Below are 18,884 nucleotides of genomic sequence, written 5' to 3'. Positions count from 1 at the left end.
CCACAGAATGATGTCACGCTGAAAATGCCGGCCTTTGAATGGGTTCATGTGCAGCTCCATCAGCAAAAGGGGATGATAAGTTTATCACCACCGACTATTTGCAACAGTGCCCGGCGATGCACGTCCGTCAGCGGCTCAGCCAAGGCGTCGTAGAGACGCCGGTTGGCGCGGGTAATCGCTTCGGCGCTCGCCCGCTCGACGGCGTTGAGGGCGGGCACAATGACCGACTGCCGCCGCAGGTGCTCGATCAAGGCTCTGGCCAGCACGATGCCCTTGTCGGTTTGCATGGCTAGCTCGGTCAGCAACTGGACAGCCTGCCGGTAGTGGCCAATCGTGAACGGCTGGAAGCCGAACACCGTTTGCAGCTCGACCAGGTGCTCGCGTCGGGTCTGCTCACGCTGCCCGTACTCGTCCCAGCTTTCGATGCCGACCTTGAGCTGGTTGGCGACCAGTCTCAGCAATGGCGGGAACGGTGGCTCATCAGCGCCAAGGATGACGCCGGGAAAGCGCAGGTAGCAGAGCTGCACCGCGAAGCCCAGCCGATTGGCCGGGCCGCGCCGCTGCCGGATGATGGAGAGGTCGCTTTCGCTGAACGTGTAGTGACGGATCAACTCATCCTTGGTGTCCGGCAACGCCAGCAGGCTTTCGCGCTCGGCGGCGGAGAGGATCGAACGGCGGGGCATGCGGTTTCCTTCTTCTTGAAAACGTAGGTTTGTGACAAGCCCGCCAAGGCAACCGGCGCGGCACGGGAATCAAGGCATTGCGATTCTCGAAAATAGTTCTTGAAATTCTATTCTTGATTGCATATCATCTCAACGAGTTTCGATAAGAAAGGATGCGCATGCGACCGTCTGTTGTGCTTGACATGAAGCGAAGCGCAGTGCGTGAAGCGGTAGGCCGCTTTCGCGCCGCGAACCCGCGCGTCTTCGGCTCGGTGCTGCATGGCACCGACCGGGATGGCAGCGACCTCGACCTGTTGGTCGATGCGCTGCCCGGTGCCACGTTGTTGGACTTGGGCGATTTGGAAGAAGAACTGAAATCGCTGCTCGGCGTTGACGTCGATCTGCTGACTCCCGGCGACCTGCCGCCGAAGTTCCGGGCCAAGGTGCTCGCGGAGGCGCAACCGATATGAGCGAGAACCGCCTGCCCGATTACCTCGACCACATTCAGCAGGCCGCAACCGATGCGCGCAGCTTCGTGGAAGGGATGGCCAAGGACGACTTCTTGGCCGACAAGCGCACCCAGCAGGCCGTCATCATGAGCCTGATCGTCATCGGCGAGGCGGCCACAAAGGTGATGGATGGCTACGTCGAGTTCACCCAGGCGCATGCCGACGTGCCGTGGCGCAGCATGCGCAATATGCGTAATCGCATGGCTCACGGCTATTTCGACATCAACCTCGATGTGGTGTGGGAGACGGTACAGGAATGGCTGCCGGCGTTGCTCCAGCAATTGCCCGCCGTGCGTCAGGATGCCGACGATGAAGACCGTAACGACAACTGTGAAAGAGGGATCTCCGATGACTGTTGAATCGAGAATATTTTCTGTAGCCGAGTATGTTCAGCCGTCCGAAGGCGAGCCTATTCGTTCCGTTGTGCTTGAAACCCGAGACTCAATTATCGTGGTTTGGCATGTCCATCCCGGGCAGGAAATTGCGGCTCACATTCATCCTCACGGCCAAGACACGTGGACTGTTTTGTCGGGAATGGCTGATTACTTTCAGGGCAATGGGATTGTTCGTGCCCTCAGGGAAGGTGAGATAGCCGTGGCAAGACCGGGCCAAGTGCACGGGGCGCGAAATACAGGTACCGAGCCATTTGTGTTAGTCTCGGTTGTGGCATCAGCCAATGCCGGTTTCGTATTGGCTGAGCGATAGAGCCCAATCTCTGGAGTTGGTCCAATGAGCGGTCGGGGAGATAGGTAACAGACATGCAGCGGACACGGCTGCTAAACCAGGTCGCAAACCTCCTTGCGTCGCAGCGTGCCGCAAGCGACGCGATCAATCGAATGGGGTCGGCATGAGACTGAACACCATCCAGTTCCCGACCGCGTAGCCGCCTGTCCTGCCGATCAGGTCTTGACCATCGACGCCTGGGATCAGTCCTGAATGTTCTTGGAGACCACTACGTTATGAGCCGCAGCCGCCGCAAAACACCCATCGTCGGGCACACGACCTGCGGCAGCGAGCGCGAGGACAAGAAGCTCTGGCATCAGCGCTGGCGCACCCGTGAGCGCACGGCGCTGACCAGCGCGTCGCCCGAAGCCCTGAGCGCCCATCTGCCCCTGCTGGAAAACCAGGCCAGCAGCGTCTGGTCGATGGGCAAGGATGGCCGCTCCTACTGGCCCGTCAAGCGCCAGGCCGCCACGGCGGATCGCATCGCCAATCACAAGGGACGCAACCCGCAAGAACGCGCCTCCCTGAAAAAGCGCCTGCTGCGCAAGTGGATGAGCAAATGAAGCTCTCCTTCCATCAGCACATTGCGCTGTTCTGGATGATCGGTGCTCCGGGCGTCTTCGCGCCCGTGATCGAGAACGCCAAGCGGCCCGATGCCGGCGCCGTCATGGCGTGGGGTGTCGCGATCGTGGCGGTGATGATCCTCTTCACCCCTTTGCTGCTGCGCTGTCCACCATTCCGGCGCTGGTATGGCCGGACGGATGCGCTGTCGGAGCGGCAGCGCCAGGCGCTTGCCGAGCGCGGCCTGCGCCGCTACTACCAGACCGCTTTCGATGACGGCTACGTGCCCCGCGTGATGCCCTACGTGTGGCGCATCATCTGGACGGTCGGCGGGTTGATGGCTGTGACCGCCGTACTGCCTACCAACACCGGACGGCCAGCCTTCGATGCCTTGGTGGTCTTCTCGACCTGGTATCCGATAGGCGTGATGCTGCTGGTTTTCGCGTCGAGGCCCCTTGGCCGGTTGATTCGCCAAAGAGCACAGGAGCGGCGGAAATGAGCACGTCAACCATCGAGGCGCTGGCCAGCGCCTGGGCAAGGATTGCCGAGGAAGCGGAATTCCCCGCTGACTACGAGGGGACTGCCACACCACAAGCGCATCGGGCTAGCGAAGCTATTCAGGAGCAGATTCGGGAGCGCATCGTCGCCACCAACGACATGCGGCTGTTCAGCCTGCTGCACCTGCTGGGTCAGGCGTCGCTGCGCATGGAGCAAGCGCTGTGGCCGGAGGATTACGAGCGGATGACGCGCGAGGTTGAGGAAGCCCTGCGGCAAGCCACCGACGCCAACGCCAGATCGTACACCCACGAAGAAGTGATGCAGGCGATGCAGGAACGCATCGACCGGGCGCGAGACAAGCCATGTTGATTGGCTATGCGCGCGTCTCGACGCAGGATCAGAACCTGGAGCTGCAACGCGAAGCCTTGAGCAAGGCCGGATGTAAAAAGGTCTTCGAGGACAAGGTGAGTGGCACGCGGGCAGACCGGCCTGGCTTGGCCAAGACGCTCGAAATGCTGCGCGAAGGCGATACTTTGGTCGTCTGGAAGCTCGACCGGCTGGGCCGGTCGGTCAAGCAACTGGTCGATCTGGTCGGCGATCTGCACAAGCACGGTGTCCAGTTCAGGAGCCTCACCGACTCCATCGACACCGGCACACCATCCGGGCGGTTCTTCTTCCACGTCATGGCGAGCCTTGCCGAAATGGAGCGCGAGCTGACCGTCGAGCGCACCCGCGCCGGGCTGGAAGTCGCCAAGCAGCTCGGCCGCAAAGGCGGCCGCAAGCCGAAGATGACCGACAGCAAGATCGAGTCGGCCAAGAAGCTGCTGGCCAGCGGGGTGCCGCCCAAGGACGTGGCCAAGAACCTCGGCGTGTCCATTCCGACGCTGTACCGCTGGGTGCCAGCCTCCACGCACGCTTAGCGTGCTTTATTTTCCGTTTTCTGAGACGACCCCATTAACAGGGACTCCTTTTTGCTTAAGCGGCTCAATGGTTCTTTCTATATAAACCGTATTCCAGAGTGTTATCGCCGCCGTATGTAGTGTCAGCGCCGGTGGCGTGGTAACGCTGATCCTCCCACCCCCAGATCCCTGATTTCATTCAGCCGGTGCATGAAGGATGCTCGCCCAAGGGCCTCACCCTTATTCAGCCCCGCCTGTATGCATCGGCCTAAGCCTTTATCGCAAAATCAGTCCAGCATAAACAGCGTCCGATCTCTGCAGAAAATCGCCCTCTGCGCTACGAGTTTGAACGCATTTACTCTGTTTATAGGTAACATTCGCTCCACGATATAATGATATCGGCAACGTATTCAGCATCCTGAGCATGAGTCAGAAGGTGATCCGCCTTACCCAACGAAATGAAACTCTTGGGATGCTTTGCTGCTTTGAATATTTTTTCGGCCTGCTCAATTAACACAGTATCATCTTCAGTCGCATGAAAAATAAGCAGAGGCTTGTTCATGGCGAACACCTTATGAGCGATTTTGTGTTCCTGAATATTGTCCAGCATCTGTTTCTTTAAGGTAAATACCCGCCCGGCCAGCTCAACGGGATAGGCTCCATGCTGGTTAATGTTTTCAACATCATCCTTAAAAAGACGTTTTACGTGTGTCAGTTCTCCGGGTGATCCTATGGTGACAACGGCCTTTGCCTCAGGAACTTCGCCGGCAATAGACAGAATGGCCGATCCCCCCAGGCTATGGCCGATGAGCAAAGAAGGCGCTTCGTACTGTCGGCGGAGATAATCTACCGCGCAAAGCAGGTCCGAAATATTGGATGAGAAGTTGGTGTTGGAAAAATCCCCTTCGCTGTTTCCCAGACCAGTAAAATCAAACCGGAGAACGGCGATAGCATTCTCTGTCAGTTTCCGCGCAATACGCGCCGCGCCTTTGAGGTCTTTGCCACACGTAAAACAATGAGCTAACAGCGCAAACGCTTTAGGATTTTCAGGAAGTTCAAGCAATCCGGCCAGTTCTTCACCAGCCGCATTTTTGAACGTAAATTTTAGTTTTTTCATAGGATATTCCAGGTCTTAAACTGATTTCATATGTTTGATCGCAGGGAAAAATAATCTTCTGCTCTGCATCTGGCATTACGCGTTTTCCTTCCTCTACTGGGGATGTGAAACAGAATTCATTCCGAATGCCTGTCCTCACCTTCCAGTTTGAAAGCTGATTATTGCTTCCTGTTCGGTGATCACTTACGCTATGCTACCAACTAGATGGTAGTTTACAAGAATTTTATGAGGTCTCACTGAATGGCCAATTGCGCGCTCATTCTTAAAATATCCCTGGCAATGCTGGCGTTTGCTGCAAACTCTATTCTGTGCCGTCTGGCCCTGCAGGGAGGCCACATTGATCCCCTTTCATTCAGCAGCCTCAGGCTGGCCAGTGGTGCACTCGTCCTGTCACCTTTCTTGTTTTATCACGCAAAAACTACATTATCGCTGTGGCGTCCGCTGAGCGAATTTTACCTCATGGTGTACGCAGTGCTCTTCTCTGTCGCCTATATCCATCTCGATACCGGGGCAGGTGCGCTGTTACTTTTTGGTGCCGTACAGTTTGCGATGGTGATCCACGGATTATTTAAAGGGGAATCACTCTCCGTTACCGGCTCCTCATCGTGTATAACTCCTTTCTCTCTGGCCGTTTTGTCCTGTCAGGATGTCGTCAGAACCCGGCATAACACCCTGTGCCGGGAACACAAAAGGCACGGATGAACAGGTCGTGAATATTCTTAGTGAAGCCTGCTGATGACATGTCTGGCGACAAAAAAATGCCGCCCTTAAGGGGCGGCTTATGCCAGCGTCACGGGGTTATCGTCTGACCGCCATGATGCCCGCATCGACATCCCAGATAGCGCCCGTCACCCATGAGGTTTTGTCAGACAACAGGAAGAGAATAGTGTTTGCCACATCTTCGGCAGTTCCGACGCGTCCCAGCGGGTGGAAATCGTTCAGCGACTTCATAGCATCTGCGATATCCGCTTTGTCCATGAAGCCTTCGTATATCGGCGTATGAACAATCCCGGGAGACACCGCGTTGACACGAATACCCGCGCTGGCCAGCTCAATCGCCAGATTACGCGTCAGGGCATGCAGACCCGCTTTTGCCATTGAATAGGCCGAGGCCGGCGAGTCACCCAGTGCAGCCTGAGCACCAATCGAACCGACGTTGACGATAGACCCTTCGAGCTTCGCGGCGAGCATGTTCTTCACGACATCCTGTGTAATAAAGAACGTGGCTCGGTTCAGCGAAAGATACATGTCATAATCGGCAAAGCTGTGCTCGGTAAATCCTTTGGGCATGAAGATACCGGCGGCATTCACCATCAGGCTGATATCGCGATGGTGAGCATTAATTTCCTGACGGATAGTTTCCATACCTTCTTCGGTCATCAGGTTCGCCGCGATGACCGCAACCGGTCCCAGAGGGCTCAGTTCTTTTTGCACCGCTTCGGCTTTGTCTTTTTTATTCCCGGTCAGCACGACACTGCCGCCCGCTTCCAGTACCATGCGTGCCACGGCCAGGCCCATGCCGCTGGTACCGCCGACGACGAGCAGTTTTTTACCTTTGAAAAAAGTGTTCATTTTCTGACTCCATTACTGGTGGGTAAGACGTTGCCGGCAGCGTGAAACTGCCGGCGGTTGACGGATTAAATACTGCAGCCATCCGTTCCGCAGGTCTGACCCGCAGTGGCTGAAAATTCGGTTTGCTGTTCATCCCAGACCTGACGCAGGGCATTCAAAAAGTTATCTGCTGCCTGAGCCCCGCTGATGGCATATTTTTCGTTCATCACAAAAACCGGAACGCCGCTGAGGCCAATAGACTGTGCGTGGGCTTCATCGTCGGAAACGGTGGCGCGAAAATCGTCATTTCCCAGGGCGGCTTCAGCGTCAGCTTTCGGCATACCGGCTTCTACGGCCATGGCAACGAGCTGCTGACGGTCAAAGAGAGAGCGACCTTCGGTGATACTGCCATGATAAAAACGTTCTTCCACCGCGTCCGCAATTCCGGCCTTACGCGCGGCAACCAGCAGGGTGTGTGCATCTTCTGTATCACCAAACATCATGCCGTCGAAGTTGTAGATCAGACCTTCAGATTTACCGGCGGTGCCCACCTGATTCATCATCAGCTCCGCTGAATGCTGACTGCCCAGCTTTTTAACGATGGCATCCTTAAAAGGCATCGCGGGAGTACCACCGGCCAGACGGTAGCTGTGATGGCGGATCACCACCTGGTCGCGAAATTCAAAGCGATTCAGACCCTGTTCAAATCTTTTTTTAGCAATCCAGCACCACGGGCAGACCAAATCTGACCAGATATCGATGGTAAGGGTGGGTTTCAGCGTTTGCATAATGATTCCTCAAAGACGTTGGGCGGTCGGATCTCACTTATCAGAGAACCGCGACCGTATGGGATTTATTGCGCCTGCCAGACCGGGTAATCGGTATAGCCTTTTTCCGGGGAACCACTGACGCCGTAGTAGGTGGCGCGGTCACTTTCTGCCAGTGGCCAGCCGTTTTGCATTCTTTCAACCAGATCCGGGTTAGCGATGTAGGGCACACCAAATGCCACCAGATCCAGCTCATCATCTTCCAGAGCCTGCTCTGCGATATCACGGGTAAAACCGCCGGCAGCGATGATGGTGCCTTTAAACGTGTTGCGAAAACGGCGGCGGAAGCCTTCCGGAAGTGGCGCTTTGGTGTACACCGGCTGATAGTAAAGGTGTACGTAGGCCAGTTCCCGCTGACCGAGCGCGTCGGTGATGGCTGACCAGGTTTGCTCTTCACCTTCATACGGCGCGAGGTCATAAATGCGGCCGAACGGTGACAGGCGCACGGCAACGTGGCTGTTACCCACGGCTTCCGCCACGGCGTCAATGGTCTCCAGCAGGAAACGCTGACGATTTTCCACCGAGCCGCCGTATTCGTCGGTGCGGGTGTTCAGTTCGCTACTGAGGAACTGGTCAAAGATGAATCCGTTTGCCGCCATGATTTCCACGCCGTCAAAGCCGGCTTCCATCGCCAGGCGTGCGGAGTGCACGAAGTCTGCAGTGATGCGTTTAACTTCATGCGTTTCCAGCGCGCGTGGCTGGCTTGGTACAACCGGGCCCGGTTCTCCGGATTCGGTCAGCGCAAAAACGGTGGTATTGACCGCCTGAACGGTGCCCGCTGAAACCGGCGCTATGTGGCCTGGCTGAAGAGAGACGTGAGACATACGGCCGACGTGCCAGAGCTGCGCGAAAATACGGCCACCTTTGGCGTGAACCGCTTGTGTCACCTTACGCCAGCCCTGGACGTGTTCGTCGTTGTAGATACCAGGGGTATAAAGGTAACCCCGGCCTTCTTCTGAAACCGGCATCCCTTCGGTGATGAGCAGGCCAGCAGAAGCACGCTGTGCATAGTACAAAGCCACGACCTCATCCGGCACGTCATTCATGGTGCGGGTGCGGGTCATCGGTGCCATGACTACACGGTTTTTTAACGCCAGGCCAGACAGATTGTAGGGGGTGAAAAGCTTACTCATCGTATACCTCACAAAAAACAAAAAGGAGTATCCCGGCAGGGATTTGCACAGCCCGGCAGTATCATCGACTGGACGTCGCGCACTGGAGTTGCATAAACATCTGATGGGTGGCAATATACCAACCATCTAGTAGGTAGGTCAATGGCTGTGTCGTATTTTTTTGTCATAACGCAGCCATTTCTGAATTGTCACTCATTTTGCGAGGTCATCACCATGCGTACATTAACAGCTTATAACGAAGATAATTTCCGCCAGATAGAGCAGTACAAAGGAATATCGGTGGTACGTTTCTCTGCACCCTGGTGTCCGCCCTGTCAGGCCAGCGAAGAAATGTTCAGTCAGTTTGCAGACCGGCTCGATAGAGATATTCAGGTGGGGAAAGTCAATGTAGATCAGGCGCCGGTGCTGACAACCAAATACGAGATCTGGGGGCTGCCGTCTGTGCTGATATTTCATGAAGGGCAATTAGTTAAACGCATACCGGGTGTGAAACCTGCATCGGTATATGCTCAGGCTATTGCGGACATAAAAAAAGGGCAGTAATGCCCTTTTAACGTGGAATTTATTAATGCTTAACCGCGTGCCTGACCGACGGCATCCAGAGTGCGGGCTGAATAAATGACCGCCGCGCCAGCGTTGAGGTTAATCGCCACGCCCAGCGCTTCAGCAATTTCAGCGTCGGTTGCACCGGCTTTCACAGCGGCGTCGGCGTGAAAAGCAATACAGCCGTCGCAGCGGGTTGTGACTGCGCACGCCAGGGCAATGAGTTCACGCACTTTTGCGCCCAAAAGGTCAGTTTTGTTACCTGCGTTGCCCAGGGCAACCACGCCTTTCATGGTCTCGGGGGTCAGTTTGCCCAACTCGCCTAAACGTTGCATTAACTCTGAGCGATAGTTGTTCCAGTCCAGCATAGTGTCATTCTCCTGAATGAGGGGTATTAAGAAGCAGTTTTATATACTTAAGGCTGTTGGCGAAGACTTCGGGTCTGGCCGTTGCATGCGCCACTACGCTTGAGCCTTCACAGACATTAATGATCATCAAAGCAATATCTGATGGTTCGGCATGGGATGAAAACTCACCTGACTCCATGCCCGCCCTGACGACTTTTGTGAGCCACTCGATTTGCATATCGAAATAAAGTGATGTCTGTACAGTAATTGCCTGAGGCAGATTGGCGGTCTCTGCTGACAACGCACAACACAGTGGCAGTAGCGAAGCTTTATGGCTTTGCGCGAAGATATCGATGTAAGCCGCAATTCTTCTCTCCGCGCTTTTCTCAGTCGCCTCTATCTGCTCAAATACGCGTTGTGTATCAGAGAACGCCTGTATTACCACCTGCTCACCCAGAATATCTTTGGTCGGGAAATGGTGATGAATACTGGCCTTGGTGATACCCACTATTTTTGATAAATCAGCATAGCTGAATGCTGAATACCCTTTTTCGCGCATCAGGTGTTCTGCTTCGCTGAGCAGCCGTTCCCGTGTCATGGTTGTCATAATTACTCCATATAATCTACTAGTTGATAGATTATATTGTTGCTATTTTTCCGTAGCAAGTTGTATCACTGACTCAGTATCGTGCAGAACTGAACGTCACTGCCATCCTGCATTCTGAATGGCAGCATTACATCTCTGACATCACGCCAGGCGTGTAATCATTTCAACCGGATTAGCCAGAGTATCGTGGATTGGCGAATTCTTTTGCATTTCGCTGACCAGCGCTTCTAACTCCTCGCGACTGGCGGTCTTGCTCGTAAGGTGAACATCGACGCGAATAGATTTCGCACCTTTACGCACGTTGCTGTCCAGCCCAAGGAAGCCGTTGAGGTTGATATCGAAATTAAGATCCAGCTCGATACCGTCCAGGTCGATCCCTTTTTCAGCAGCCATCATGGTAAGGGTGGCGGTATAACAGCCAGCCAGCGCCTGCATGATGTATTCAGTCGGGCTCATGCCGGTATCGGTGCCGAGTAAACCTGCGGGTTCATCACCGATATTAGAAAATTTCCCCACACGGCTGGTATCGATAACGCCGTTCTGGATTGTGGCGCCGGTCTCTGTGCGAACGGTTAATCCGCCGCTGGAACGGGCTTTCATCTGGAAAGTCAGGTTACCCAGGCCAGGCTGGCTGCGAACTGCTTCACGGGTATTGTGGATCGCAGCTGCGTCTGCAGAAGGTTTAACGGTAGTAGACATAATGGCTCCTGTAATTTCTTGATAAAAGGTATAGCTGGTGTAATCAGTATCAACCATCTAGTTGGTAGATTAATATCGCGAACCTCTTCTGTCTACTCTTTTATAAAAAATAGGGGGAAAAGAACCCAGCAGGCTGTTTTATTTCATAATAACCATTTGATTTTTTTTATAATCTTCCCAGCCGCTCACTCTTGCAGCAATCCAGCCTTTACCCGAAGGATAGTCTGGCGGGTGGTATTAAATTCCCGGGCAATAGCACTGATACTGATGCCAGCATTTAGGCGCTCTGTCACTGTTTGCTTTTGTTCCTCGCTCAGGATGGGGGGGCGACCGAAGCGTTTTCCAGCCGCTTTTGCCCTCGCAATACCTGAATACGTTCGCTCAAGCAGCAAATCCCGCTCAAACTCCGCTACAGCAGAAATTACCTGCATAGTCATTTTTCCGGCCGGACTGGTCAAGTCAACGCCTCCGAGTGCGAGACAATGAACGCGAATATCTAAAGCCGCCAGTTGCTCTACTGTTTTTCGGATATCCATCGCATTACGACCCAGACGGTCAAGTTTGGTGACAATCAGTACATCCCCATTTTCCATGCGATCTAGCAACCGGATAAATCCGGGGCGTTCGCTGGCAGCAACCGAGCCACTGATATGCTCCTCAATAAGTCGTTGGGATCTGATGGCAAAACCCGCCGCTTCAATTTCACGACGCTGGTTTTCTGTGGTCTGTTCCAGAGTTGAGACCCTGCAGTAGGCAAAAACACGTGACATGGGAAACTTTCCGTACGAAATGGATGTCCGAATTATAACGTGTGTCCGAAATTAATTTCACTAAGTTTCGGACATGTGCTGTAAGTGGTGTACGAAACCGACCGGTTTCGGACGTTTAAGTCACATGCACGTTAACTGTCGGTATTCATCGCCTCACTAGTACTACTCTGCTAGTTCATCATGTTCTTCGAGAGCATATTCAAAATCGGCAACAAGCAAGAAATTTTCTATCCTATAAGCCTGATTTAACTTAATTCGTTGGTATCTTTCGTTCAATAATCGCCATGCTGTTTTCCGTAGTACCATCGGTACGGATTCATCTTTTAAAGTACGCATGAGCACAGAACAGGTTGTCAGAAAAGCAGCGTCCTTACGTTTTCGGTAATACGCATCAGTCGAACAAACCGCAATGATCTCGATTGATTCAGGGTGATGACAGATAGCATTAACCGTAGTTTGTTCATGTATCTGTGCCTTGAGTTCAGCCTGAATTTTTGATTGATGATACATAGCCTTGAGATAGCTAAACATGATTTCCCCATCGAACAGTAAGTCGTGTCAATTCCTAGAGTTAACACATTTCTGATCATGACTCACACGTTACGTTCAGTCGGTAGCCATCTGTGCAAAAAATGCGCTTAGCGTAGGATAATTTCCTTTTTCCAAGCGGACCCCATGACCATCATCCGGTGAATGGTGACATCCCGTGAACTCTGTGCCATTCGTTCGGCTCCGGCATTCATTGCATCTGCAAGGATCGCTGCCATAAGCGCTGCTTCGTCTTCTGCCTGTTCTCCGGTGCGATAATGGGTGAAACAAATTCCCGGCAGCGACAATGTGGCTTCATATGCCACTGGACTGGGGTATTGCCTGTCGCCATGACACCATTGAAGGCTGGATTCTTAAATTTTCTAATCGAGGGCTGTGCAAAATTAGCTACGTCCGCTTCACGCTGTGAGTTCAATAATTGTGTTGCGTCCATCAGTTGAAATCACAGCTCAAAGTAGACGCTCATTCTCACTGGAATGCTTTGCTTTCACCTTGCCAGAGGACAAATCCTTTGTCCCGCAACTATGGTTTTTTATTAGGATTTTCGCCACTGAATAAATTATAATAAATTGATTTTATAAGATATTCGTCATGGGCTATATGACCAGTACGAGTTGCATGCTCTAATGTTTCAGATGCCAGTATATGTGCGGCTTCAGCAAACATCCCAGGCCAACCCTTACTCAGCATAGACAGTCCTTTAAGGACTCTTATCTGAATCTCCCTCATACTCGCACCATCACGTGCAACAGGTAAGAAAAAGTCTTCCAGTAGGTCTTTGATCTGAAGTGGCGCAACATGTACTGAAGGATATATCACTTCAGTTTCATCTATTTTATTCTGCGCGTAAGCGGAGAGTATTCGAACACCTCTGCCAATGACATCAATCGCAGTACCGGGATCGTTTACTGCGGGCGAAAGGGCCCTGCAGGCTATTTCGGCCATGACGCTGAGACAGAATCGGGGATCCTGAGCAAATGAACGCACATCCGAGACAATGATCGTTTCAAGTAAATCGGTACAGATTGATGACTCCTGACCAGAACTCAGGTACAAAACTGGCATCGATGGATGTATGAAACTGCCTGGCTGCGCCACAAGATATACATGACGAGGATCATTGCTCAGCAGACTGCCGAGCTTGACCATGTCAATATATTCAACATAGCCAATTTTCTCCGGATATACGGCAACAGTTCCTTTTGGTTGTTCATTGTTCTCAAGCCATGGATATCCGCCAAGACATGGACTTTTTGCTCTCGCAATAAATGTCTCGATCGCCGCCTGTTCTACTTTTGCTGTTGTCTCACCTACCCTGCCCAGAGAGGTCAAATGCTGTATCCAGCGAAGCAATGTGATGATTATTAAGGCAATGACAACCAGTGTTACAATGAATAAAATGACTCTACCCCTTTCTCCGTAGGCTCCCATATTGAGGGCAATAATCCCTACCAGGCTGAAGAGAAAAGAACCGATAAAAGTGGCCAGTACATTTTGTGTGGTTACGTCTTCTACAACTAAACGCGTGGCTCTGGGCGTCACATTAGTAGTGGCTGAACCGTAAGCGGTGACCATGATACTCAGTGAAAATGTGGTCACCGCCAGCATACTCGATGCCAGTATGTTCAGAATATTATCAACTGCTTCCGCACCAACCTTCACTGATACTGACTCTGGGATCATTGATCTAAAAAGAATAGATAAAAGGGCCGTTATTATTGCTACCATTGCAAATAACGTTGCCCTGAACCATAGCTTTTTAAGTGTCTGCCTGAGAATCCATTGCCAGCGTAAAATCATTCAGCATATCCTTGTATTAAGTTCGGGAAAATAAATGCCGCCCGGCAGGACGGCATTTTTGTATTAACGAACGAGGTGCAGGAAGTGCAGGTGTTTTTCGTACTGGTCCAGTATGTCATTAATCAGCTGTTCCTGATTCCAGCCCATCACATCATAGTTTTGACCGCCTTCTTTCAGATAGACCTCAGCGCGATAATATCGATGTTGCTCAACCTGCTGCTCGTCATTGTCCATTGCAGCCATGGCGAAAGCCGGTGAGTTATAGCCACGAAGTCTCACTTCATAAATAAAGTTCAGCTCATTGCCCAAATCGACTTCAAGCCGAATTCGTTCGTCATCAGTATCACTTATATGGCTTATCGTTCCCTGTTTATTCAGTTCTTCCTGAACCAGCGTCATGGCGGGCTGGATAACGTCGCCCATAAAGCGTTTCACAAGAGAGCGCTTTGGCAGATAAGCGATATTGCGCAAGCGTCTCTGCCATGGAATCGGGTTACGCGCTGCAGTCGGAGCAATAGTCGCCATGCTCAGGCTTTCACGCTTGGTCAAATCCCGACGCAGGGCTTTTAATAATCCGTATATGGATATCAGTAAAATCACTGAGAAAGGTAATGCGCTCGCTATTGTCACGGTTTGCAGCGCGCTCAGTCCCCCCGCAATCAGCAGTGCGATTGCCACAATCCCTATGAGCGAGGCCCAGAAAATTCGCTGCCATACAGGCGTGTTAGCGACGCCACCCGATGCCAGCGTATCAACAACCATTGCCCCGGAGTCAGCCGAGGTGACAAAGAAGACAATGACCATCGCCATTGCAATAAATGACAGCACGGAAGAAAACGGGAAATGCTCCAGGAAATTAAACAGGGCCAGCGCGACATCCTGCTGAACGGTATTGGCGAGATCAGCCGCCCCCTGGTGCATAATGAGATAGATTGCGCTGTTACCAAACACCGTCATCCACATGAGCGTGAAGCCGGCGGGAACAAACAGCACGCCGGTGACAAACTCGCGAATGGTTCGACCGCGCGAGACTCTTGCGATGAACATCCCCACAAACGGCGACCATGAAAGCCACCATCCCCAGTACAGTAATGTCCAGCCCCCCAGCCAGTTGCTCGACTTAGGTTCATACGCATAAAGGTTAAAAGTTTTACTCACCAGTTCAGAAAGATAACCGCCCGTATTTTCCACAAATGACTTCAGCAGAAGCACGGTTGGTCCCAGACACAGGACCAGCGCCAGCAGCAGCACTGCCAGGCCCAGGTTGAGCTCAGACAGTATACGTATTCCCTTGTCCAGGCCGGACACCACCGAAATCGTCGCTAAACCAGTGATGACAACGATTAGAATCACCTGCACCGTTTCATTAATAGGCACCCCGAAAAGATGATTCAAACCAGCATTCACCTGCAAAACACCGTACCCCAGCGATGTCGCAACGCCAAAGACGGTGCCAATAACGGCGAAAATATCAACCGCATGGCCTACAGGTCCGTATATGCGCTCGCCAATAATGGGATAAAGTGCGGAACGCAGCGTTAAAGGCAGACCGTGACGGTAACTGAAAAAGGCCAGGATCAGTGCCACAATGGCATAGATTGCCCATGCGTGCAGGCCCCAGTGGAAGAACGTCAGGCGCATTGCTTCCTTCGCTGCCGCAACGGTCTCTGGAGTGCCGACAGGAGGTGAAAGATAATGCATCACAGGTTCAGCAACGCCAAAGAACATCAGGCCGATCCCCATCCCTGCCGAGAAAAGCATCGCAAACCAGGAGTGATAGCTAAAATCAGGCTGCGCATGGTCCGGACCCAGTTTGATATCACCGTAGCGTGAGAGTCCCAGGAACGAGACACTCAGTAGAATCAGGGCCACTGCAAGGATGTAGAACCAGCTGGCATTCGTGAAGATTTGTTGCTGAAGTAGTTTAAAATTTTTGTCGGCGACATCCGGGAATACAGCGGCAAAGGCGACAAGAAGGAAAATTAACAAAGCAGATGTAAAGAATACCGCTTTGTTAATCTGGCTTTTAGACTTCTTTTGGATTGTATCATTTTCACTCATAATCATTTATTCCATTAATTAAAATCCGCACTGTATAGAGGGTACTACATCTCAAAGATTAGCAAACTTCAACTTACGATGCGGCGTCAATCGGAATGCAGAGTGCAAGAGTGGCCATACAGATATCCTGTTGATAGTCTGCCAGCCGTCTTCTGGAGCATTTGATTTGCATAAATTGCATCAGATCTGGGGATTCACTTTGATTAGAGCAATATTGAGAATGACTTACTAACGTCTGATGTTGCGTAAAGCGGGCTTTAAGGGGTCAGTTTGGAGATCGGAAATTTTTGTACGTTAAGCACATTATTTAACCAATTCGGATACGTAAGTGATTGATTTATCGTCAGTGGCTATCGCTTTTAGGTTGTCGCTCTTGCTGTATCGCATTTAGGTTATCCGATTAAGACAAAATCCCCTGAAAACGCTGTATAGCGCGGGAGTACACCCTATTGCTATAGGTAAGTCTGTTCAAAAAACAGGCTTACCGTACAATAATTCTCTATATCCAAACTGACCCCTAAAGGGCTGGCAACAGAACGTCTGCCGCTGCTCCGTCCGGCGGCGCCCAATCTGACCTGGTCGATGGATTTCGTCATGGACGCACTTTCCACCGGTCGCAGGATCAAGTGTCTTACCTGCGTCGATGATTTCACAAAGGAATGCCTGACGGTCACTGTTGCCTTTGGGATTTCAGGCGTTCAGGTCACGCGTATTCTGGACAGCATTGTACTGTTTCGAGGCTATCCGGCGACGATAAGAACTGACCAGGGGCCGGAGTTCACTTGCCGTGCACTGGATCAATGGGCCTTTGAGCATGGTGTTGAGTTGCGCTTAATCCAGCCGGGCAAGCCAACGCAGAACGGATTTATTGAGAGCTTTAACGGACGATTTCGCGATGAATGTTTGAATGAGCACTGGTTCAGCGATATCGTTCATGCCAGGAAAATTATTAATGACTGGCGGCAGGATTATAACGAATGCCGCCCGCACTCCACGCTGAATTATCAGACACCGTCTGAATTTGCAGCGGGCTGGAGAAAGGGTCATTCTGAGAATGAAGATTCCGACGTTACTAACTGAGTGTTGTATCTAATCGTGGGGGCAGGTCACAGAGATAGCGCTGATGTCCGGCAGTGCTTTTGCCGTTACGCACCACGCCTTCAGTAGCGGAGCAGGAAGGACATCTGATGGAAATGGAAGCCACGCAAGCACCTTAAAATCACCATCATACACTAAATCAGTAAGTTGGCAGCATTACCCGGGTCGCTAAGTGGCATAAACAAGATCTTGGACTTCTTAATCAAGACTTGGATGCGATGCGGCAATGGCTTAAATCTAATGATTACGTTAAAGACAACCTACCAACGGATAAGTTTTTAAAGGAAGAGAACTTGATTATTGCTGATTCGCAAGCGGCTAATCGATAGTCTTACTGAGTGATAAGGGTCATGTAGCAAAGCTGCAAAACATGACCGCTAACAGTATCTAAAAGATACTTAAAATGTACATATTAAGTATCTTTTAAGTGTTATTTATTAAACGCGCCATCTCTCGCCAGTTTTTCTCTGAATGCTTCAAGTATATATGGAGTCATGAGTAAGCTGGTTGTATTGTTATTTTTCAAATGTTCGTAGGCTTCCCACAGGTCTTGTGGGATTTGTAGGTTCTTAGGTTTGCGCCCAACTTTAGCTTTTGTCTTCGGTTCATCACCGACATTATGCGTGGAGGCTTTTGCTGGTATTTCCTCACCGGTAGCTTCCTGAAGTGGTGCGCCTTTAGCCACTTTTGCAAGACGATCCATTAAAGCTGTTTTTGCAGTCATATTGATACCTTTTTGATACTTTAAATGTACACAATAAGTACATTATAGAGGTTTATTGCATTTCGTCTAGGATCTTACGCATATCCAGATACAGGGAGCGCATAGCATTACCGGCGCGGCCATGTCGGGTAGTGATATGTTCAACAATACCCAACCCCTCGCCAAATTTTTCAGGGATAATATTGTCCCGTGGAATAGCAGTATCAACTCGAATAAGATTATCGAATCGCTCTAAGTGTGTATCAATAGCTTTAAAGTTTGTGCGTGTAGGATGTACTTTATTCAAAACTACATGAGCAACTTTTTTAATACCCATTTCAGCGGATATTTCATTTAGTACGGTGCTGAACTCCTGCAATCCTAAAATATCTGATGGGTCGTCATTTACTGGCGAAATAATAATATCTGCCAGCGCAACAGCTGTACGGGTTAACGCTGAGTCAAATCCCCCACAGTCAACGAGCACGGTTTTACCCTGTTCTCTGGCATCAATGAGATCACTGGCAAATTGCTGAATGGTACTACCGGAGGACATCATTATTTTGTCGGTTAATCGAATTACATTCCATTGCTTATCTTCCGGCCTGAACTGGTTAAATGTTGATACTGCCGGAGTATCGTCAGTGTCATAGAAAACGTCTGGCTCGACTTCCGGGGCGATGTTCATACTGAATACCGATTTACCCGTTCCACCTTTTTTAATCGCTACTGCAATGATTTTACCTGCATATGGTTTTTGTATCTTTTGCATATTCATTAAATCCCTTATCAGTACATAAATGATACTCAATATGTACATAATAAGCGGTGTACTTAAAATGCGCAACTAGAGTATGCAATAAATACTAAAAATGTACACTTTATGTATTTTTTTGTGTGTAGAAAGGTTCTCGGTAGCGAGATTAACTGTTACGTTGTCACAAGCTGTGACTCTCATCAAAATCTGCAAAAACGAGGCTTTCGGTGCTAAATCGCGTCCAAATGCAAAACCTGATTTTGATAACATCTACGCAACAAAAAAAAGAGCCATAAATGGCATCCTAAACTGGATCTTTTGGAGGGTTAGGAAGGTTTTCAGGACGAACCCTAATCACGTTGTCAAGGCTCAATTGAAATGTCCGTTATCCAGCTCAATTAAAATGACCACTTTGATCTCTCATTCTCTTTACTGATAGACTTTCCTCCGACTGAAACAACAGGATGATT

The 18,884-nt window shown here is 51.0% G+C and carries 21 protein-coding genes and 6 pseudogenes; 10 read left to right on the top strand and 17 right to left on the bottom strand.

The genetic code is table 11. The annotated features are described in order from the left end of the window. Positions 1 to 104: 104 nt before the first annotated feature. A pseudogene (locus AC6CWS_RS25670) lies at positions 105 to 683 on the bottom strand (DUF4158 domain-containing protein); the annotation flags it as partial. Between the two features lie 158 nt (positions 684 to 841). On the opposite strand from AC6CWS_RS25670, the gene AC6CWS_RS25665 reads away from it, so the two are divergent. From AC6CWS_RS25665 to AC6CWS_RS25635, 7 genes are all read left to right on the top strand, one after another. Continuing rightward, on the top strand, positions 842 to 1,132 hold the full coding sequence (locus tag AC6CWS_RS25665) for a nucleotidyltransferase family protein (RefSeq protein ID WP_001247892.1): 291 nt from the start codon (positions 842 to 844) through the stop codon (positions 1,130 to 1,132). Beyond that, positions 1,129 to 1,530, top strand: a complete 402-nt coding sequence (locus AC6CWS_RS25660) for a HepT-like ribonuclease domain-containing protein (protein ID WP_001293886.1) — start codon at positions 1,129 to 1,131, stop codon at positions 1,528 to 1,530. The genes AC6CWS_RS25665 and AC6CWS_RS25660 overlap by 4 nt, the downstream gene beginning before the upstream one ends. Further along, complete coding sequence (locus AC6CWS_RS25655; RefSeq protein WP_000215515.1) at positions 1,520 to 1,876, top strand: cupin domain-containing protein; 357 nt, start codon at positions 1,520 to 1,522, stop codon at positions 1,874 to 1,876. The genes AC6CWS_RS25660 and AC6CWS_RS25655 overlap by 11 nt, the downstream gene beginning before the upstream one ends. A gap of 254 nt (positions 1,877 to 2,130) precedes the next feature. Next, positions 2,131 to 2,457, top strand: a complete 327-nt coding sequence (locus AC6CWS_RS25650; protein WP_003100858.1) for a hypothetical protein — start codon at positions 2,131 to 2,133, stop codon at positions 2,455 to 2,457. Further along, entirely contained in the window at positions 2,454 to 2,954 is a 501-nt protein-coding gene (locus tag AC6CWS_RS25645) for a hypothetical protein (RefSeq protein ID WP_003100856.1), read from the top strand. The genes AC6CWS_RS25650 and AC6CWS_RS25645 overlap by 4 nt, the downstream gene beginning before the upstream one ends. Continuing rightward, a complete protein-coding gene (locus AC6CWS_RS25640; RefSeq protein WP_003100853.1) occupies positions 2,951 to 3,322 on the top strand; it encodes a hypothetical protein in 372 nt (123 codons plus the stop codon). Before AC6CWS_RS25645 ends, AC6CWS_RS25640 begins: the two co-directional genes overlap by 4 nt. Further along, positions 3,316 to 3,873 carry a recombinase family protein gene (locus tag AC6CWS_RS25635; RefSeq protein WP_003100847.1) on the top strand — a complete coding sequence of 186 codons (558 nt, stop codon included), beginning with the start codon at positions 3,316 to 3,318 and terminating at the stop codon, positions 3,871 to 3,873. Before AC6CWS_RS25640 ends, AC6CWS_RS25635 begins: the two co-directional genes overlap by 7 nt. 33 nt (positions 3,874 to 3,906) lie before the next feature. Here AC6CWS_RS25635 and AC6CWS_RS25630 read toward each other — a convergent pair. Beyond that, positions 3,907 to 4,190, bottom strand: a pseudogene (locus tag AC6CWS_RS25630) (Tn3 family transposase); the annotation flags it as partial. Positions 4,191 to 4,216: 26 nt separating this feature from the next. After that, a complete protein-coding gene (locus AC6CWS_RS25625; protein WP_004729622.1) occupies positions 4,217 to 4,969 on the bottom strand; it encodes an alpha/beta hydrolase family protein in 753 nt (250 codons plus the stop codon). A gap of 240 nt (positions 4,970 to 5,209) precedes the next feature. On the opposite strand from AC6CWS_RS25625, the pseudogene AC6CWS_RS25620 reads away from it, so the two are divergent. Further along, positions 5,210 to 5,557, top strand: a pseudogene (locus AC6CWS_RS25620) (EamA family transporter); the annotation flags it as partial. Positions 5,558 to 5,767: 210 nt separating this feature from the next. Here the strand turns inward: AC6CWS_RS25620 and AC6CWS_RS25615 are convergent. From AC6CWS_RS25615 to AC6CWS_RS25605, 3 genes are all read right to left on the bottom strand, one after another. After that, the gene (locus AC6CWS_RS25615; protein WP_004729618.1) at positions 5,768 to 6,541 is read right to left on the bottom strand and encodes an SDR family NAD(P)-dependent oxidoreductase; all 774 of its coding nucleotides are present in this window, start codon (positions 6,539 to 6,541) and stop codon (positions 5,768 to 5,770) included. 65 nt (positions 6,542 to 6,606) lie between these two features. Next, positions 6,607 to 7,308: a DsbA family oxidoreductase gene (locus tag AC6CWS_RS25610; protein ID WP_124989585.1), complete on the bottom strand. Its 702-nt coding sequence runs from the start codon at positions 7,306 to 7,308 to the stop codon at positions 6,607 to 6,609. A 65-nt stretch (positions 7,309 to 7,373) separates the two neighbouring features. Continuing rightward, positions 7,374 to 8,480, bottom strand: a complete 1,107-nt coding sequence (locus AC6CWS_RS25605; RefSeq protein ID WP_006687059.1) for an alkene reductase — start codon at positions 8,478 to 8,480, stop codon at positions 7,374 to 7,376. 213 nt (positions 8,481 to 8,693) lie between these two features. On the opposite strand from AC6CWS_RS25605, the gene AC6CWS_RS25600 reads away from it, so the two are divergent. Continuing rightward, complete coding sequence (locus AC6CWS_RS25600; protein WP_002431133.1) at positions 8,694 to 9,023, top strand: thioredoxin family protein; 330 nt, start codon at positions 8,694 to 8,696, stop codon at positions 9,021 to 9,023. 29 nt (positions 9,024 to 9,052) lie between these two features. Here AC6CWS_RS25600 and AC6CWS_RS25595 read toward each other — a convergent pair whose 3' ends face one another. The 8 genes and pseudogenes from AC6CWS_RS25595 to AC6CWS_RS25560 all read right to left on the bottom strand — a co-directional run bounded on the left by AC6CWS_RS25595 (position 9,053) and on the right by AC6CWS_RS25560 (position 15,856). Then, positions 9,053 to 9,391: a carboxymuconolactone decarboxylase family protein gene (locus AC6CWS_RS25595; protein ID WP_000888080.1), complete on the bottom strand. Its 339-nt coding sequence runs from the start codon at positions 9,389 to 9,391 to the stop codon at positions 9,053 to 9,055. A gap of 4 nt (positions 9,392 to 9,395) precedes the next feature. Continuing rightward, on the bottom strand, positions 9,396 to 9,977 hold the full coding sequence (locus tag AC6CWS_RS25590) for a TetR/AcrR family transcriptional regulator (protein ID WP_000210409.1): 582 nt from the start codon (positions 9,975 to 9,977) through the stop codon (positions 9,396 to 9,398). 141 nt (positions 9,978 to 10,118) lie between these two features. After that, positions 10,119 to 10,676: an OsmC family protein gene (locus AC6CWS_RS25585; RefSeq protein WP_000108589.1), complete on the bottom strand. Its 558-nt coding sequence runs from the start codon at positions 10,674 to 10,676 to the stop codon at positions 10,119 to 10,121. 185 nt (positions 10,677 to 10,861) lie between these two features. Continuing rightward, positions 10,862 to 11,446: a recombinase family protein gene (locus AC6CWS_RS25580; RefSeq protein ID WP_012695450.1), complete on the bottom strand. Its 585-nt coding sequence runs from the start codon at positions 11,444 to 11,446 to the stop codon at positions 10,862 to 10,864. Between the two features lie 162 nt (positions 11,447 to 11,608). Next, entirely contained in the window at positions 11,609 to 11,977 is a 369-nt protein-coding gene (locus tag AC6CWS_RS25575) for a hypothetical protein (RefSeq protein WP_032242306.1), read from the bottom strand. Positions 11,978 to 12,120: 143 nt separating this feature from the next. Next, positions 12,121 to 12,264 (bottom strand): annotated as a pseudogene (locus AC6CWS_RS25570) (Tn3 family transposase); the annotation flags it as partial. Between the two features lie 253 nt (positions 12,265 to 12,517). Beyond that, positions 12,518 to 13,795, bottom strand: a complete 1,278-nt coding sequence (locus tag AC6CWS_RS25565; RefSeq protein ID WP_053504456.1) for a DUF2254 domain-containing protein — start codon at positions 13,793 to 13,795, stop codon at positions 12,518 to 12,520. Positions 13,796 to 13,858: 63 nt separating this feature from the next. After that, positions 13,859 to 15,856 (bottom strand): BCCT family transporter, encoded by a 1,998-nt coding sequence (locus AC6CWS_RS25560; RefSeq protein ID WP_008502232.1) that lies wholly within the window; start codon positions 15,854 to 15,856, stop codon positions 13,859 to 13,861. A gap of 519 nt (positions 15,857 to 16,375) precedes the next feature. Between AC6CWS_RS25560 and AC6CWS_RS25555 the strand changes: the two are divergent. Further along, positions 16,376 to 16,936: pseudogene (locus AC6CWS_RS25555) on the top strand (IS3-like element ISSen4 family transposase); the annotation flags it as partial. 28 nt (positions 16,937 to 16,964) lie between these two features. Here AC6CWS_RS25555 and AC6CWS_RS25550 read toward each other — a convergent pair. The 3 genes and pseudogenes from AC6CWS_RS25550 to AC6CWS_RS25540 form a co-directional block, all read right to left on the bottom strand. Then, positions 16,965 to 17,060, bottom strand: a pseudogene (locus AC6CWS_RS25550) (IS1 family transposase); the annotation flags it as partial. Between the two features lie 324 nt (positions 17,061 to 17,384). Next, complete coding sequence (locus AC6CWS_RS25545) at positions 17,385 to 17,678, bottom strand: hypothetical protein (RefSeq protein WP_032637329.1); 294 nt, start codon at positions 17,676 to 17,678, stop codon at positions 17,385 to 17,387. Between the two features lie 52 nt (positions 17,679 to 17,730). Further along, positions 17,731 to 18,429: a ParA family protein gene (locus AC6CWS_RS25540; RefSeq protein ID WP_032637397.1), complete on the bottom strand. Its 699-nt coding sequence runs from the start codon at positions 18,427 to 18,429 to the stop codon at positions 17,731 to 17,733. Between the last annotated feature and the right edge of the window lie 455 nt (positions 18,430 to 18,884).

The sequence above is a fragment of the Klebsiella sp. M041 genome (genome assembly GCF_059759695.1).
The sequence above is the reverse complement of the archived record's forward strand: the minus strand, read 5'-3'. Positions and strand labels throughout refer to the sequence as shown.